General features: G+C 50.2%; 16 protein-coding genes, 2 tRNA genes and 2 pseudogenes. 8 read left to right on the forward strand and 12 right to left on the reverse strand.

Annotated elements, in window-relative coordinates:
• Positions 1-18 precede the first annotated feature (18 nt).
• The 3 genes and pseudogenes from ACLJQD_RS10565 to ACLJQD_RS10575 all read left to right on the forward strand — a co-directional run.
• Positions 19-297 (forward strand): annotated as a pseudogene (locus ACLJQD_RS10565) (transposase); the annotation flags it as partial.
• A 683-nt stretch (positions 298-980) separates the two neighbouring features.
• Complete coding sequence (locus ACLJQD_RS10570; RefSeq protein ID WP_077907246.1) at positions 981-2,675, forward strand: SEL1-like repeat protein; 1,695 nt, start codon at positions 981-983, stop codon at positions 2,673-2,675.
• Between the two features lie 56 nt (positions 2,676-2,731).
• The gene (locus tag ACLJQD_RS10575; RefSeq protein ID WP_017441832.1) at positions 2,732-4,462 is read left to right on the forward strand and encodes a hypothetical protein; all 1,731 of its coding nucleotides are present in this window, start codon (positions 2,732-2,734) and stop codon (positions 4,460-4,462) included.
• 57 nt (positions 4,463-4,519) lie between these two features.
• Here ACLJQD_RS10575 and ACLJQD_RS10580 read toward each other — a convergent pair.
• A pseudogene (locus ACLJQD_RS10580) lies at positions 4,520-4,624 on the reverse strand (DUF520 family protein); the annotation flags it as partial.
• 47 nt (positions 4,625-4,671) lie between these two features.
• On the opposite strand from ACLJQD_RS10580, the gene ACLJQD_RS10585 reads away from it, so the two are divergent.
• Positions 4,672-4,845, forward strand: a complete 174-nt coding sequence (locus ACLJQD_RS10585; RefSeq protein WP_017441830.1) for a hypothetical protein — start codon at positions 4,672-4,674, stop codon at positions 4,843-4,845.
• A gap of 520 nt (positions 4,846-5,365) precedes the next feature.
• On the opposite strand, the gene ACLJQD_RS10590 is transcribed toward ACLJQD_RS10585, so the two are convergent.
• On the reverse strand, positions 5,366-6,820 hold the full coding sequence (locus ACLJQD_RS10590) for an AMP nucleosidase (protein WP_017441829.1): 1,455 nt from the start codon (positions 6,818-6,820) through the stop codon (positions 5,366-5,368).
• 45 nt (positions 6,821-6,865) lie between these two features.
• Here ACLJQD_RS10590 and ACLJQD_RS10595 point away from each other — a divergent pair, with 45 nt between their 5' ends.
• Positions 6,866-7,027 (forward strand): hypothetical protein, encoded by a 162-nt coding sequence (locus tag ACLJQD_RS10595; protein ID WP_023888257.1) that lies wholly within the window; start codon positions 6,866-6,868, stop codon positions 7,025-7,027.
• On the opposite strand, the gene ACLJQD_RS10600 is transcribed toward ACLJQD_RS10595, so the two are convergent.
• From ACLJQD_RS10600 to ACLJQD_RS10615, 4 genes are all read right to left on the reverse strand, one after another.
• Positions 7,016-7,342 carry a DUF1493 family protein gene (locus ACLJQD_RS10600; protein WP_000228159.1) on the reverse strand — a complete coding sequence of 109 codons (327 nt, stop codon included), beginning with the start codon at positions 7,340-7,342 and terminating at the stop codon, positions 7,016-7,018. The genes ACLJQD_RS10595 and ACLJQD_RS10600 overlap by 12 nt on opposite strands.
• A complete protein-coding gene (locus ACLJQD_RS10605; protein ID WP_000381834.1) occupies positions 7,336-7,800 on the reverse strand; it encodes an STM2901 family protein in 465 nt (154 codons plus the stop codon). Before ACLJQD_RS10605 ends, ACLJQD_RS10600 begins: the two co-directional genes overlap by 7 nt.
• A gap of 420 nt (positions 7,801-8,220) precedes the next feature.
• Positions 8,221-8,296, reverse strand: a tRNA-Asn gene (locus ACLJQD_RS10610).
• A gap of 140 nt (positions 8,297-8,436) precedes the next feature.
• On the reverse strand, positions 8,437-9,894 hold the full coding sequence (locus tag ACLJQD_RS10615) for an EmmdR/YeeO family multidrug/toxin efflux MATE transporter (RefSeq protein WP_001538409.1): 1,458 nt from the start codon (positions 9,892-9,894) through the stop codon (positions 8,437-8,439).
• Between the two features lie 159 nt (positions 9,895-10,053).
• Here ACLJQD_RS10615 and ACLJQD_RS10620 point away from each other — a divergent pair.
• Both ACLJQD_RS10620 and ACLJQD_RS10625 read left to right on the forward strand, forming a co-directional pair.
• Positions 10,054-10,129 (forward strand) — tRNA-Asn (locus ACLJQD_RS10620).
• A gap of 165 nt (positions 10,130-10,294) precedes the next feature.
• Positions 10,295-10,597 (forward strand): Arm DNA-binding domain-containing protein, encoded by a 303-nt coding sequence (locus ACLJQD_RS10625; protein WP_001131485.1) that lies wholly within the window; start codon positions 10,295-10,297, stop codon positions 10,595-10,597.
• A gap of 18 nt (positions 10,598-10,615) precedes the next feature.
• On the opposite strand, the gene arsB is transcribed toward ACLJQD_RS10625, so the two are convergent.
• The 5 genes from arsB to ACLJQD_RS10650 are packed head-to-tail and all read right to left on the reverse strand — an operon-like array spanning position 10,616 to position 14,730.
• Complete coding sequence (arsB, locus tag ACLJQD_RS10630; protein WP_017441828.1) at positions 10,616-11,665, reverse strand: ACR3 family arsenite efflux transporter; 1,050 nt, start codon at positions 11,663-11,665, stop codon at positions 10,616-10,618.
• A gap of 17 nt (positions 11,666-11,682) precedes the next feature.
• Positions 11,683-13,443, reverse strand: a complete 1,761-nt coding sequence (gene arsA, locus ACLJQD_RS10635; RefSeq protein ID WP_017441827.1) for an arsenical pump-driving ATPase — start codon at positions 13,441-13,443, stop codon at positions 11,683-11,685.
• Positions 13,444-13,486: 43 nt separating this feature from the next.
• Entirely contained in the window at positions 13,487-13,849 is a 363-nt protein-coding gene (gene arsD, locus ACLJQD_RS10640; RefSeq protein WP_000849418.1) for an arsenite efflux transporter metallochaperone ArsD, read from the reverse strand.
• Between the two features lie 33 nt (positions 13,850-13,882).
• The gene (locus ACLJQD_RS10645) at positions 13,883-14,359 is read right to left on the reverse strand and encodes an arsenate reductase ArsC (protein ID WP_017441826.1); all 477 of its coding nucleotides are present in this window, start codon (positions 14,357-14,359) and stop codon (positions 13,883-13,885) included.
• On the reverse strand, positions 14,356-14,730 hold the full coding sequence (locus ACLJQD_RS10650; RefSeq protein WP_017441825.1) for an ArsR/SmtB family transcription factor: 375 nt from the start codon (positions 14,728-14,730) through the stop codon (positions 14,356-14,358). Before ACLJQD_RS10650 ends, ACLJQD_RS10645 begins: the two co-directional genes overlap by 4 nt.
• Positions 14,731-15,143: 413 nt before the next feature.
• On the opposite strand from ACLJQD_RS10650, the gene ACLJQD_RS10655 reads away from it, so the two are divergent.
• Complete coding sequence (locus ACLJQD_RS10655; protein WP_001624696.1) at positions 15,144-15,329, forward strand: Arm DNA-binding domain-containing protein; 186 nt, start codon at positions 15,144-15,146, stop codon at positions 15,327-15,329.
• A gap of 148 nt (positions 15,330-15,477) precedes the next feature.
• Here the strand turns inward: ACLJQD_RS10655 and ldtA are convergent, their stop codons facing one another.
• Positions 15,478-16,407: a L,D-transpeptidase gene (ldtA, locus tag ACLJQD_RS10660; RefSeq protein ID WP_017441824.1), complete on the reverse strand. Its 930-nt coding sequence runs from the start codon at positions 16,405-16,407 to the stop codon at positions 15,478-15,480.
• Between the last annotated feature and the right edge of the window lie 9 nt (positions 16,408-16,416).

The following is a 16,416-nucleotide window of genomic DNA, read 5'->3' on the forward strand; positions in this document are numbered from 1 at the left end:
GGCTAAGAGCGAGCAGCGGATGGAGCAGGTTACCACAGTTCACAGTTAGTGAAAGACTGGGCGGAGGTGGTAAATATCAGGCTGCATTACCTTCCCCCTTACAGTCCAAACCTGAATCCGATAGAACGAATGTGGAAATTAATGAACGAACATGCCCGGAATAATCGCTACTTCAGCAGTACGCGAGAGTTCAGGGACGCAATATCTGTCTTTTTTAACCAGACGCTGCCGGATATAGCGGACTCACTGACATCCCGAATTAAAGATCACTTTCAGGTGCTCACTCCCGCATCTTGAGGTTTATTGGGTATATAATCGTTAATAATCATCAGCGCGTTATTATCAAATTAAAAACAACGCGCTCATAATACTTAAATTATTCTTACTGGTAACTGAAGCAAACTCTCTCCTGCCAGAATATGCTCCTCGCATCCTTTACATTAACTCTTTGTTTCTATAGCATGAAATAAGTTTCAGGGAGTTATTATTCATACAAGGAGAACATCTTGAAGAAAATATTCATAACAATTATAGTTTCATTATATTGCGCGAATATATGTGCAAAACAATCCCCCAGTACAGAATCCAAACCCGTTAATTTCATCGCCCAAATTGAAAATATCGATTTTAATAAAACCGCCATTAGCAGTGACCTGAAACTTTTACTCGCCGACCGTTATTATTTTAAAGATAAAACACCCTGTAATACTAATACCCTTTCTGCGCGCGCAGAATCAATGGGACTGACGACAGAAGAATATATTAATAAAATACGCAGTTTAAGACCGGCTATTCTCGATGACCGTTATTTTTACCTGACGGTCGATCAGTGCGATGCTGGCGGCACGCCCATGCTGACTGGAATCGAGCTATGTACCGAAGCGCTGTGCGGTGCCGAATACATGAAAAGATCGTCTGACTTGTGGCTGGATGATGAACTGCAACCGACGGTTAAACGTCAGGCAACAACAGTAGTCCATATGCCCCTCCCCTATGACAAAGAGAAAAAATTATGGAAAGTCACCGGCTGGTATCTGGAATCCTCAGAAGAAACAGGGGAGGCGATGCAGAGTAAACAGATAGCCTTTGAAGGCTATACCAACGAAGAAAACTTCGCTAACCGACAACGTGTTTCTGTATTTAAATCTTTCTATGAAAGCGGCAATCTCAAAAGTATTTATCATTATAATGCGCAAAATAAGCGTGACGGAAAAGCTGAAACTTACTTTGATGAAAAAGACAAAATAGCGGAAACGCTGACGTTTAAAGATGGTCAACCCGAAGGGGAATACATCGTATACCATGAAAACGGAGCCGTTGAAAGTAAACGTTACTTTGCCCAAGGTAAAATTAAAGATGGCGAATGCCCACATTTTTATGATAACGGCGTTTTAAAACAAAAACACAGCTATTTAAATCAGAAACTGGAAGGCCCGGCATTTGAATATTTCCCTGATGGGAAAATAAAGGGGAAATATTCATACAGTAAAGGCACCATTGTCGGCACCAGTACGGAATATTATTCTACCGGTAAAATTCGTGGTGTTTACCACAGAAATAACCAAGGTGAAAACGACGGAACGTTCGAACAATACAGTGAAGAGAGCAAACTCCTTTCTAAAGCGACCTATAAAAATGGCAAACAGCTTTCTGCTCAGAGCTGGTATGGAAATGGGCATCCCAAAGAAGAATCCTCTTTTGATAGTGAAGGCCGTAAACATGGTGCGGTCAAAGAATGGTTCAGCAACGGAAAGCCTGCCTCATCCAAAATGTATAAACATGATGTGTTAGACGGGGATTCCGAAAAGTGGTACGAAAATGGTCACCGCGAATCAGTCTATCCCTATAAAAACGGTATGCTAAATGGGGACGCTAAGCACTGGAATGAACAGGGCAAACTCACCTATACCACCGAATATAAAGACGATAAAAAGCAGGGAGCCGATCGCCGCTGGAGCGAACGTACCGGCAAACTTGTTGAAGAGGTTATGTTTGCTAATGATGAAAGAAACGGCCTGAAAAGAGAGTTTAACGATCGTACGGGTAAGGTCTTAAGTGCGCTGCCCTATGTCGATGGCGACAAGGAAGGTACAGAAGAAGCCTATGATGAAGACGGCCTAAAATACATCCGTTGTTACCACAACGATGAAGAGCTTTCAGAGCTATATGCGCCGACTGACGTCACCAATAAGGCAAAGCAGGGTGACAGCACTGCGCAATATCATTTAGGTAAGTATGAGTTTGAATGCACAAACTACGATGCGGCGATGAAATGGTTAACTCAGTCCGCAGAGCAAAATCATCCCGGCGCGCTTCTCTTTTTGGCCTATGCGTACAACGACGGTGATGGCGTAACGCAAGACAGCAAAAAATATCTCTCCTATTTATTCAAAGCGGCAGAGCTTGGCGAAAGTGATGCGCAGTTAGAAGTGGGATATTTAAATCTTATCGGCGAAGGAATGCCGAAAAACCTGCCGGAAGCCTATAAGTGGATTAAAAAATCCGCTGACCAGGGAAATGCTCAGGCGCACTATAACCTTGGACTCATGTACAGGAATGGTGATGGCGTTGAGAAAGACCTCAACAAAGCCAAACTTCATCTTACAGCGGCGGTAAAAGGCGGCGTCAAACCTGCACTGGCAGCCTTAAAGGAATTAACGCCTCAAACTAAGTAAATATGACTTTGCTGTAAAGAGGCTATTCAAACGGAACTGAAAGGATACACGTTGCTATGAAATTTAAATTCGCCACATTACTCACAGCCGCCACGGTTTTTTACTCTTATCAGAGCGTTGCACAAAGTCAGCAATCGCCTGATGTCTGGTCAGTTGTCGAACAGAAACTGCAAAATGCCGTCCCTTTAAATGAAAACACCACTTTTAAATCGCAGGCAGCCTGGTTTGAATTACACAGGGAACTGTTTATGTACGGCCCGATGAGCCGTGCGGATGCATTACTGAAAAAGCTGGACACACAGTCGAATGATGCGAAGTTTTCGCTAAACCATGAGGCCTCGTGGATCGCTGAAAATAATAGCCCGGATGCCGCGATGGTTTTTCTGTCCAAAATTGGTCTCGATAAACCGTCGAGCATTACCGCCTACGAGAGCTACGTTGATGGCTGGGTTAATCGCAAACAGCCTGAAAAAGCCTTAGCCCTTCTTAGCAAAAATGCCGACGCGAGGAATTTTTATTTAGCCACGGTTTTAGAATCCTGGCACTCAGAGCCTGATAAAACCGCCGCTATTTATAATGAAAATTACGCTGATAAAATTGTTGTTCCTTATACTCAGCTAAAAATGCTGCTTATTATTGCGAAGCAGTACCACGCCAAGGGCGACACCGCAAAGGCGTTGGTTTACGCAGATAGCGCGCTGAAAATGTTTGATACGGCTATTGCTCAACAACCGAGTGCTGAAGCCTACCGTTATCAGGAGTATCTCGACCTGATGGAGATCTATTACGCCACGGGTAATAAAGAGAAGGCGATGGCGTTGTCTGCGAGATTGCGCAAAGCAACCGGCAATAAAGGAAGCTATTTCCAGTATTCATTACCGGGATTGCTCTCTTTTTATAAGAAAAACGAGCTGACACAGAATTATCAGGAGACGCTTTCAACCTATGTGACGCAGGTCGATAAAATATTCAATTTTGCCCCTTCGCCGCGCATTGAAATGGAGCTGATTGATTTATTAAGCAAGCTTGGTGATGTTGCGCTGATGAATAAGCGTATCGATTTGCTGATGAGCGCGCCGGAATATACCTGCTACGACGACAGGTATTGCTACGAGTACAAAATCAAAGCGCTGAAGAATCTCTTTCAGCATAAGCAGAATGCTGTGGCGGAAAAGCATATCGCAACCCTCTCCGCCGAGGCGCAAACCCTGACGTTCGCCGAATGGGAAGATGCAACAAATGAAATGGGTGAAGTACTCAAAGAAATTGGTCATCCTGAGGCAGCGCAAAAATTAGCCGTCAGCGCCGAGGCGATTTACCTCAGCCAGGCAAAAGCCTGGCCTGATGAAGATATGTCGCGTTCCTTTCAAAGACTTGCGGAGCTTTACGGCTATGGCAACGACACGGTGAATGCCAAACGGGTGTTACACCAGCACGTTCCCTCTCTCGAAGAGGAGGCGATGATCGACCACTACATGAATGCAAAACAGTGGAGTCAGGCAAGGGAATTGATGATTAACGCAGATAGGGTCGATAATAAAAATCTGATGCTGTTACGCCAGATTTGTGCTGAAAACACGCCCGAGTGTCAGGAACATATTACCTTTACGCTGAAAAAATTAACCACGCAGGCGTCGATTACCCGCCAGGACGACACCGGTAATCAGCAGCTTTATCAGATTGGGAATATTTTTCACAGATTGGGTATCATACCGGGAGCGGAGCAGCAGGCGCTGATTCAGGCGTTGTATAACAAGGCCGCAGAGATTAAAAAAGCCACGCCTTAATCGATTTACCCGCCCGGCCACCTTTCTCACATGCGGGAAGGCGGCGGGCGGGAAAAATCAATCGCGGAAGTTTTTGAACTGGAACGGGTGGCCCAGATTGCCGCCGCGCACCAGCGCCATCGCTGCCTGCAGATCGTCGCGGGATTTACCGGTCACACGCACTAACGTAAATTCGAATCCAAACCCACAGAGATTACCGCAAGATATTAATGTTGACCCAACACCGCCTGCCGGAAGACCCGCGCTGGAACGCTCTGCACGAGGAGTTCAGCTTTGACGACGACGACAACCTGCCGGGCATGAACATGCCGCCCGAAGGTGGCGAGCATCAGGCGAAAGTCAAAGGCGACCGCCTGCTGCTACAGGGCAGACCACCACTATGAGTACGACGAGTTCGGCAATCCCATCGCTGACCGCTGGGGCAAGGCGCAGTGCCGGGAGCACCGATTTGAATGGAACGGCGAGCACCGGCTGGTGCGCTTTACCGACGTGCGCCACTATGATGATGAAGTCTTTCCGCGCCACTCGTGGCGCTATGAGTTCGATAATGACGTGACCACCCTATATCCCTGTCCAACGCGAAAATCCTCAGTATCAAGCCTTCTGACACTCCTTTAAGCTGACCGCTTCTCACGGTCGGTATCTGCTTGTTAATCCGGGCTTGTGGGTCAGGCGCTCAAGGAGCGTGAAGTGCGACGCAATGTTTTCGCCTTCCGGCGCGTTTCCTGGCGTAGACGCGATTATCGGCGGCAGGTATCCGGCGATGGTGATGAAACTCGCGGCACAATAAGGCCTTAGAGGGATGCAAAATCGCCTCCCGCTAAGGCTTCATTCGGCCACTTTTCATATCACATAAATACGCCTCTTCCACTCCTGTCCAACAGCAGGCGACAGCTCATTTCGTTAGCGAAACGGTGGCTCATTAAACGTGCGTAATTTACGTGAGTGCAAACGATCACCTTCTGCGCGTAGTAAATCAATAGCACGAATACCAATTTGCAAATGTTCTGAAATAGCCCCCTCATAAAACCGGTTTGCCTGCCCGGGCAGTTTAATTTCACCGTGTAAAGGTTTGTCAGAAACACAAAGCAGCGTGCCGTAAGGCACGCGGAAGCGATAGCCCTGGGCTGCAATCGTCGCGCTCTCCATATCAATCGCGACCGCGCGGCTAAGGTTGAATCGCAGCGCCGATGCGGAATAACGAAGCTCCCAGTTACGATCATCCGTGGTGACGACCGTTCCCGTGCGCAGTCGCTGTTTCACCTCTTCACCGGGCATTCCGCTAACCGCTTTGGTAGCGTCGTACAGCGCACGCTGTACTTCCGCAATGCTTGGAATAGGAATATCAGGCGGCAGAACGGCATCCAGCACATGATCATCGCGTAAGTAGGCATGGGCCAGCACATAATCGCCAATCGCCTGACTTTCTCGTAACCCTCCACAGTGCCCAATCATAAGCCAGACGTCAGGCCGCAACACGGCCAAATGGTCGCAAATCGTTTTAGCATTTGAAGGGCCGACACCGATATTTACCAGCGTAATCCCCTGCCCATCTGCCGTTACCAGGTGCCAGGCGGGCATCTGATGCTTCTTCCAGGCCAGATCGGAAATAGCCTCTTCCGGCGCTTCCGTTTCTGCCGTGATCCAAATTCCGCCAGCACAGGAAAGCGCGACATAGGGACTGTCAGGATCAAGAATTTGGCTGCATCCCCAGCGCACAAACTCATCGACATAGCGGGTGTAGTTGGTAAACAAAACGAAGGGCTGAAAATGTTCAACCGGCGTACCGGTATAGTGCCGTAACCGGGCCAACGAGAAGTCAACACGACGCGCGTCGAAGTGCGATAACGGATAGAATTCGCCGGGGTGGAACAGACCGTCTGCTGTCTCATCGCCAATCTGCGCCAGTTCTGTGGTAGGAAAATGGCGCGTTAGCCCAGCGCTCATAGAACGATCCAGCGTCAGAGCCGAGCCATCGATCACGTAAGGATACGGGATCTCATGGTGCGAGGCCTCCACCGCAATATGCGCGCCATAATCATGGTAAACGAGGTTAAGCTGTTCCAGAAGATAAGCGCGAAATAGCGCAGGCCGCGTAACGGTAGTGGTATAACAGCCAGGATGAGTAAAGCGTCCAAAAGCGCGTGTTTTAGGCGGGTTCGGTGTCGCGCCATCCCAGCTTACAGACAGCGAAGGATAAACAAACAGTCCGTTAAGCCTGGCGTGGGGATCGGGCAGCGTACCGTTATCAACATAGTCAGCGATGGCTTCACGGAGCGCGTTAACCGACTGCTCGTACAGCTCCTCCAGGCGATCCAGCGCCTGCTCGGGCGTCAGGTTTGTGCCTTTATTTTCCATATTATTCTCCTTAGCGTTCACAGGTGAGGCACGTCATTCGATAGTATGACAGCAAAGGAGGAAACTAAAGGGGTTAGCGTAAGGGTGGCGGCAGTAAACATGAACCCTTTAAAAAGAAAAGAGAACTATCTTAGCGCCACCATCATCGCGCAAAAAGAAGGGTACTGGTACAGCCATTTGTTAAGTTCATTACAATTAGTCATATAACCATTTCCCGGCTTTTGCTGACTCGATCAGCATGCTGATAGTGAAATCTGGGACGGGTACAGGCTCCGTTTTCTTGAACGGATGCCATGAAAAAGGGTGATTAGGAAAATAGGTTTCTATTCTGAAGTTACCTCGCTCGACATTGAGTTTCTCGAAGAATTTATTCATGAGATCTTCGGCTTCAAGTTCATCAATGCTCAGATCAGTATCAAGGTCAATCTCTGGTGTTAATTCCACTTGCTTAATGTTGAAAAGATATGTGCCAGCATAAGGCCGTACAAGCTCGTAAACTTGCTGTTCAATATTGTCTACCATAACTTATCATTGCCCCGAGCAATGGTATTGTAGTCGCGTATAGTGCGATATGTTATTTGTGACACATCTGCGGCAAGGATAATTTCCCCGATCAAAGGAATGGAACGTCCAACAAACGGCGCAATGTTACGAACCATAACACGTCTGGCTGTCCATGGGGTGTAACCGCCTAACCATGTCGGAAGGGATATTCCAAAGGGAAATTTTGACTTTTTAAACACTGCACGTGCAGTCCTGGACGCGTATGATGTGCCTTTAGTCGCTCCAGCGGGTTTCGCCCTTGTCCAGAGATTATTACGACCTGATAGCAGAGCAACAACGGCCCCGAAATCTGCAACACCAATCCCAAACTGGCTTGCGGTATTCTCACAAAAAATCATAAACAGAAGTTCGGCAGCAGTCAGATTGGATTTTCCTGCATAGAAGTATGTTCCATTTAGTTCTTCTACTGTATCCATTAGAAACTCTATAGTTGCTATTTTGGTTTACTTATTGTACAGCCTTGTTTCGAATGAAAGAAATCAATCTTTTGGGAAAGAACGGATCAAGATCACGGGAAATATCTGAAATCAGATGAAAGAGACGGTCGCGATTCCCACCAGGGGCATCACCTCGCAAGCTTGTGTGATCGCTCCGTTTGAACCGAACACATCTATATGTCAGCATACTGATACGGGCTTGATCTTGCGGATAGCGGTATCGGTTAATGCCATACGTGGGGGCTCCATTTTTCCAACGAACCGTGAAGCCTCCGATTAAGCCCCCAAAAACCATGGATGTCAAAAAACCCGGTAAACCTTCTCAGGTCAACCGGGTCAAGATAATGTCTTGTTTTCTAAACGTCTCCGGACTCGCTGGGATGTCCCGAAACTAAAATCTGGCTCCTCTGACTGGACTCGAACCAGTGACATACGGATTAACAGTCCGCCGTTCTACCGACTGAACTACAGAGGAATCGTGTGAACGGGGCGAATATTAACGAGGTGCCCCTGGCTTGTCAAAGCCTGTTTTCACAAAAAAAGTTCGTTTGCTGCTTTATTCCACACTTCGGTTAAAATTCACCGTTTCCTGATGATTTTCACAGCAAAAAGCGCTTACTCCCTCTTTACGCGCGGGTACCTCCACAGCCAGCGCCCGCTTACCAGACGCCAGTAAAACAGTGCGCCGCGCACGGCCCAGTCAAGAAACATCCCCAGCCAAACCCCTACAACCCCCATACCCAGCACAATACCAAGCGTATACCCTGCCACAACGCGACAGCCCCACATCCCCAGCATCGATACCCACATCGCAAATCGCACATCGCGCGCGCCTTTAAAACCCGACGGCAGCACCCACGCGGCCGCCCAAATTGGCATAAAGGCAGCATTAAGCCAGAGCAGAACTTTCACTACCTCTTTTACGTCCTGCTCCTGGGTATAAAATGAGGCAAACAGACCCGCGAACGGCGCTGTCCCCCAGGCGATTGCCGTAAGTACGATAGTCGACATCCAGAATACATGGCGCAGTTGACGCTCTGCCTGACCAATTTGTCCGGTACCAAGACGCTTACCGGTGATAATAGTCGACGCCGAACCAAGGGCGTTACCCGGCAGGTTGATAAGCGCCGCCACGGAAAAGGCAATAAAGTTACCCGCAATAACGTTAGTGCCCATTCCGGCGACAAACATTTGCGTCAGTAGCTTGCCACCGTTGAACAGCACTGACTCAATGCTCGCCGGAATACCGATACCCATCACTTCCCAGATAATGCCGAAATTCAGCGGCTTCAGATAGCTTTTCAGCGGAATGCGCAGCGCCGGATTAAAACCAATCATCAGCACCCAAATAATCGCTACCGCGCCGATGTAGCGCGAAATGGTTAATCCCAGCCCCGCGCCGGCAAAACCCAGCCCTTGCCAGGAGAAAGCCCCGTAAATCAGGATACTGCTGATGATAATATTGAGAATGTTCATCCCGCCGTTAATCATCAACGGGATTTTCGTATTCCCTGCCCCACGCAGCGCGCCGCTACCGATTAGCGCAATTGCCGCAGCCGGATAACTCAGCACCGTCAGTTCAAGGTACGTTAACGCCAGCCCCTTTACTTCTGGCGTCGCCTCGCCTGCGACAATATTAATAATTTCACTGCCGAAATAATGAATGACCACTGCCAGCACAACGGCAAATAGCGTCATAATCACCAGCGACTGGCGCGCCGCCGCCCTTGCGCGTCGCCTGTCGCGCTTGCCGAGGCTAAAGGCGACCACCACCGTAGTACCAAGATCGATAGCCGCAAAAAAAGCCATAATTACCATATTAAAACTGTCGGCAAGCCCCACGCCCGCCATTGCTTCCTTGCCCAGCCAACTGACGAGAAAAGTACTGAGCACGCCCATTAGCAAAACACAGGTATTTTCCAGAAAAATAGGGATAGCAAGTGGGGTGATTTCACGCCAGAACAACACTTTGTAGCTCTTGCGTTTGGCATACCAGGGCGTACGGACGACAGCCTGGCGTAAGGCAGTGGAGACGTTCAAAATGGACCTTAAAGAAGAGAGTTGAAACCACATTTCAATAATGAGCGAGAAATCGTAAGGCTGCAAAGCTTTTTGCAGAAAAAATGTCTGCAAATGCAACAAAGTGATGAGATAACCCGCAATCGAATCTGTAAGAGGTTAAATGGGGTTTGACAAAAATTTTTCCGCCGCTAATATACGACCCCACACGATTCCTCTGTAGTTCAGTCGGTAGAACGGCGGACTGTTAATCCGTATGTCACTGGTTCGAGTCCAGTCAGAGGAGCCAGATTTTAGTTTCGGGACATCCTGGTGAGTCCGGAGACATTTAAAAAACAAGAAGTTATCTTTACCCGGTTGACCTGATAAGGTTTGCCGGGTTTTTTGACACCCATAGTTTTTGGGGACTTAATCGGGGGCCTCACGGTTCTTTGAGAAAATGAAGCCCCCGCCGATGCCATTAACCGATACCGCTATCCGCAAGATCAAACCCACCGAGAAATCTTTCAAAATTACCGATAGTTCAGGACTCTACCTGCTGATCAAACCCAACGGCTCGAAACTCTGGTACATGAAGTACCGCATTGACGAGAAAGAGAAGAAGCTGGCTTTTGGCCCCTATGCGGTGAAAAAACAGTTAATCAGGTCGAACCCTGCGCGAAATCTGGATGGTGAGTTCACGCCGCCTGAAACACAGCATTACCCGGCCCTGCCCCTTGAGAAACTGCCTGAATGTTTGCCGCGAACGGATAATTAGAGAGGGATAATATCTCCGCTAAGCTCTCTCATACCACCCTTTCGAACGATTCACCACTCGCACAACCAGCAGCATCACCGGCACCTCAATGAGCACCCCAACCACGGTCGCCAGCGCCGCACCGGAATGAAAACCAAACAGGCTGATTGCCGCTGCGACAGCCAGTTCAAAGAAGTTCGATGCGCCGATCAGGCTGGATGGACAGGCAATATTGTGCTTTTCGCCCACCAGTCGATTCAACCCATAGGCCAGTGCCGAGTTAAACAGCACCTGAATCAGAATCGGCACCGCCAGCAGGGCAATGACCAGCGGCTGTTGCAGAATGGCTTCGCCCTGAAACGCAAACAGTAACACCAGCGTTGCCAGTAATGCCGCCATTGACCACGGGCCGATTTTCGTCAGCGCATTATCGAATGCCGCTTGCCCCTTGCGTAGCAGAGCCTTACACCAGAGCTGGGCCAGAATAACCGGCACAACGATGTACAGTACCACGGAGGTTAACAGGGTGGCCCACGGCACGATGATTGAGGACAAGCCGAGCAGCAGCCCAACAATCGGCGCAAAGGCGAAAATCATGATGGCATCGTTCAGCGCCACCTGCGACAGCGTGAAATAAGGGTCGCCGTTGGTGAGTCGGCTCCAGACAAACACCATTGCCGTACAGGGCGCGGCAGCCAGCAGAATAAGCCCGGCAATGTAGCTGTCAAGCTGATCGGCTGGCAGCCACGGCGCAAATAAATAACGGATAAACAGCCAGCCGAGCAGCGCCATTGAGAATGGTTTAACCAGCCAGTTGATAAACAACGTTACGCCGATCCCGCGCCAGTGCGCTTTGACCTGCCCCAAAGCCCCGAAATCAATGCGCAGCAGCATCGGAATAATCATTATCCAGATAAGCAGACCGACCGGCAAATTGACGCGGGCGATCTCCAGACCGCCGATAACGCGAAAGACGCCCGGCATTACCTGCCCGAGCAAAATGCCGATGGCGATGCAGAGCGCAACCCAGACGCTCAGGTAACGTTCAAACAGGTTCATGGCCGGAGCGGCCTGGGTTTGTGCGGACATAGCAGACTCCTTTGGGTTTATTTTCCCGTTGTGCTCAGTTGTAGTAAACGCTCAACGCCGACAGGCTCTTCCGCCTGTAGCGGCACCAGCGCACAGCGTCGGGCATGGTGGGTACAGACGGCATCAATCTGCGACCGTTCACGTTCAGCACGCTGGCGCAGCAGCGGCGATGTAGTCGGCGTATTGATCAGGCTGTTATTAATGACCCAGCCCCACGGTTCAATCCCCGCGCGACGCAGGTCGTCCTGCAAATGAGCGGCTTCCAGCACCGGCGTGGTTTCCGCCAGCGTGGCGATGAGAACTTTCGTCTGCTCGCTGTCCTGCAGGCGCATCATGGGTGTCAGTACGGGCTGACCGTGTTCCCCGGCCAGTCGGGCAATCTCACGGTGGTAAGCGCCGGTGGCGTCAAGCAGTAGCAATGTATGGCCGGTTGGCGCTGTATCCATAACGACAAACTGCTTACCCGCTTCCTGAATGATGCGTGAAAAAGCCTGAAACACGGCAATTTCTTCCGTACAGGGAGAACGCAGATCTTCTTCAAGAACGGCACGCCCCTGTTCGTCGAGGTTTTTACCCTGCTCAGCCATCACCTGCTGCCGGTAACGCTCGGTTTCAGCCTGCGGGTCGATACGGCTGACGCTCAGACCGTCGAATGAGCCGTCCAGCGTGTCAGTCAGGTGCGCCGCCGGATCGGATGTGGACAGGTGAACAGGATAGCCGCGACGAGCCAGTTCAACGGCAATCGCCGCTGCCAGCGTAGTTTTCCCCACGCCGCCTTTGCCCATCAGCATGATCAGGCCATGTCCCTGCGACGCGAATCCGTCGATCAGTGATGACAATGAAGGAAGATCTACGGGGGAGATATGTCCGACTTCCGCCGGGGAGCCAGTTGAACTGTCGTCCAACAGACCCCGTAATGCCGCCAGCCCTACCATATTGAACGGTTTTAACGGCAGGCGATCGCAGGGCAATGCGCGCAGGTTATCAGGTAAATGTTGCAGCGCCTGTTGTTCACGCTGATACAGTGCCTGCGCCAGCTTATCGCGTGCGGTTTCCTGCTCAGGCAACAGGCCGTTAATGACCAGATACTGCTGCGTCAGACCGATGGCGGCCAGTTCGTCATAGGTACGCGATACTTCTTTCAGCGTTGCGGTTTGTGCTCTGGCGACCAGCACCATCCGCGTCAGTTCCGCATTCGCCAGTGCGTCTACAGCGGCGCGATACTGGCTGCGCTGTTTTTCCAGCCCGGCCAACGGTCCGAGACAGGACGCACCGTGCTGGCTGTTGTCGAGATAACCGCTCCACGCGCCGGGCAGTTGCAGCATTCGTAGCGTATGCCCGGTTGGCGCGGTGTCGAACACAATATGATCGTACTCATCGCGCAGTTGCTGATTAGTCAGCAGCGCGGTGAATTCGTCAAAGGCGGCAATCTCGGTGGTACAGGCACCGGAGAGCTGTTCCTCAATACCCGCCACGATATCGTCTGGCAGGATCCCCCGTACCGGCCCGACAATGCGTTCACGGTATACCGCTGCGGCAGCAGATGGATCGACTTCCAGCGCAGCCAGTCCGTTGACCGCTGCAATCGAGGTTATCTGATGACCGATAGTCTGTTCAAATACCTGCGCCACATTGGAAGCCGGATCGGTGCTGACCAACAGTACACGTTTGCCAGAGGCGGTCAGATGAATCGCGGTAGCGCAGGCCAGCGATGTTTTACCCACACCGCCTTTACCGGTAAAAAACAAAAAGGGGGGCACCTGCCGAAGCATCAGCATAAAAAAGACTCCTTTAAATTAAATAAAGCGGGAAATCAGTCCATCAGCAGCACTTATCGCCACCGCAACAGGAGGAAGTCGCTGGCGTAAAACTCGAATAGACGGTAAGCCCCATCCAGCGCGCCAGTTCCTCTCTGCGAGGGTAACGACCAGCCAGTGCGACTTCACCATCCACCAGAATCAGCGGTAGCGCCTCTTTGCCGGAACGGGCCAGAAAGCCTTTAACGATTTCGTTCTGTGCGAAGAGCAATGGTTGCTGTGCCAGATTGAAACGCTCAATATTGACGCCCTGCGTTCTGGCCCACTCAAAATCAGCGGCAAACGCGACCAGCGCCGGATCGGTTTCCGGGCCACAGACGCCGGAAGAACAGCATAAAGCGGGATCGAAAATCTGAATCGTCTTCATTTGACTCTCCATCAATTATTGAAATACAGGTCGTTAAAAAATTTCGCCAATACGATCCAATTCGACTTTCAGACGAGCGCGATCGTGCAGCAATTCATTCAGCGGCAACGCCAGAAAAGCTTCAATACGCGCACGTAATGTCTGGTAAGCAGTGACAAAAGCCGCATCGATTTCGGCATCGCTACCGGTAGCATGAGCCGGATCGTCAACGCCCCAATGGGTACGCATCACGTTACCGAGCCAGGCCGGACAGGTTTCTCCGGCAGCGTTTGAACAGACTGTCACGACAATATCCGGCGTCTGCGGCAGATCGTTCCACGATTTGCTGAAATAGCCTTCTGTTGAAATGCCTTCCCGCGCCAACAACGCCAGTGCTCGGGGATGTACGTAACCCGCCGGGTGACTGCCTGCGCTCATGGCGCGCCATCCGGCAAGAGCCAGATGGTTAAACGTGGCTTCGGCCAGCACGGAACGGCAGGAGTTGCCGGTACAGAGAAAAAGTACGCTCATGATTTACTCTTTTTCGTGGTGTTGAGTGGTGGTAAAACGGCTTCTGAGCAGGAAGAAGCCGAACGAAAACCTGCGCATTGTTCCGGGTGGCCTGAACAACACTCCTCGGTCAGCCAGCCGATTAAATCCAGCATCAGTGGGATGTTGGCACGATAACGCTGGTAACGACCTTCCTGTTCTACCGTCAGCATCCCGGCCTGCGTCAACGCCTTTAAATGAAACGATAAGTTAGTCGGCGGGATATCCAGCGTTGAAGCGATCTCCCCGGCAACCATGCCCTCGGTACCCATATTGATCAGTAGGCGATATACATCCAGACGCACGCCGGAGGAGAGGGATTCAAAGATGGTTGTGGCAGTTTGTTTGTTCATAATGTGGGGCGGCCCTCTATGATTCAATACTTCAATCATTATTGAATAATCGAATTAATTCAAGTATCCGTTAATAATATCTAGTGGAAATGGCAAGATGGGGGGAAATAATCCCACTTTTAAAATGTGATAAAAATCACATTCTTAGTGCATCATTACGATCGGGGCTTTTATAAGGGCCTTATTTTGAATTTAGAAAATAAATATTTTATTATTCAATGAGATAAAAAACGCACCCAGTCAGAGGAGCCAAATTCCTGTTTTCAGGCATCTCAGCATGTCTCAATAGTATTTTGATTCAGAGAGTTAGAGTAGAAAACTGTCTCAGTGCATATTGATTTATCTCTCCGCATCGGGACAAATTGGTGGTCTGATTTGGGGTCATTTCAGTTAGATAAAGGAGTGACCACCACATGCCCCTTACTGACAGTAAAATCCGCGCTACTAAACCTTCACCAACTCCCTTTAAACTGACCGCTTCTCACGGTCTGTATCTGCTTGTCAGTCCGGGCGGTTCATGCCTCTGGTATCTCAAATATCATTTCGACCGAAAAGAATACTCGGCGCGGTGGATAAGAGAGCCTTGCAGACGCATATGAAAAACCTCCGGCGATGCCGGAGAAAAGATTTATGACTTTGAGCTTAATCGGAGGGCTCGCGGTTCGCTGAGAAATGGAGCCCCTGCCATGACACTCACTACTAATACAGATGCTCCAGCCCATGAAAACCAGCAATATGGCAGGATATTTAAAGGCCAGACCTGCCTGCGCTAATGTTGACCGGCATTCCGGAACGGCGCTCCAGCACCTCATTAACCCGCGAAGTATCAACGCCATCCCCTTTGATAAACGTGCGCAGCACTGGCGTAACGGGCAATGGAACTTTTTTGTCTGACTCAAATTCAGCACGGTTGCGAGAAAGCGGTTCGTGTACCTCCAGCCAACGACTGCCATCCGGCTCTACCGAAAATTTAACGGGCCTGTCGATAATCTGAACGCGGGTTCCTACAGGAACATGGTCGAATAAATATTTAATATCGTCATTGCGTAAACGGATACAGCCCTGACTGACGCGAAGGCCAATGCCAAAGTTAGCGTTAGTGCCATGGATGGCATATAACCTGCCGATATATATTGCGTATAGCCCCATAGGGTTATCCGGCCCCGCAGGCACCATCGCGGGCAGCGTTTTTCCCTCTTTAGCATATTCCCGACGCGTATTAGCCGTTGGCACCCAAACTGGGCCATCTTGTTTGCGTTCAACCGCAGTTACCCAGTTGCGCGGCGTTTCACGGCCAGCCTGACCAATACCAATGGGAAGCACCTCAACCGTATTCGTGCCTGCGGGATAATAATAAAGGCGCATCTCGGCGACGTTTACCACAATACCTTCACGAACGGTGTCAGGCAGAATCAACTGCTGCGGCACTACCAGTGTGGAACCAGACTGAGGTAAAAACACATCCACGCCGGGATTCGCTTCAAGCATATTACTCAGCCCCTGACCATAGCGGGCGGCAAATGACTCTAAGGGCTGAGTATTGTTCTGCGGTACGGCGATTGTGACAGGCTGTCCTACCAGACGACTGCCTTCGGGCGGCAACGGATAGCTTATAGCCAGCGAGAAATGGCTTACCAACAAGACGAAAAACGGAAAAAAAGGTGTGATACGACGCATTATATCCCT

The organism is Salmonella sp. SAL04214, assembly GCF_046550615.1.
Taxonomy (GTDB): Bacteria; Pseudomonadota; Gammaproteobacteria; order Enterobacterales; family Enterobacteriaceae; genus Salmonella; species Salmonella enterica.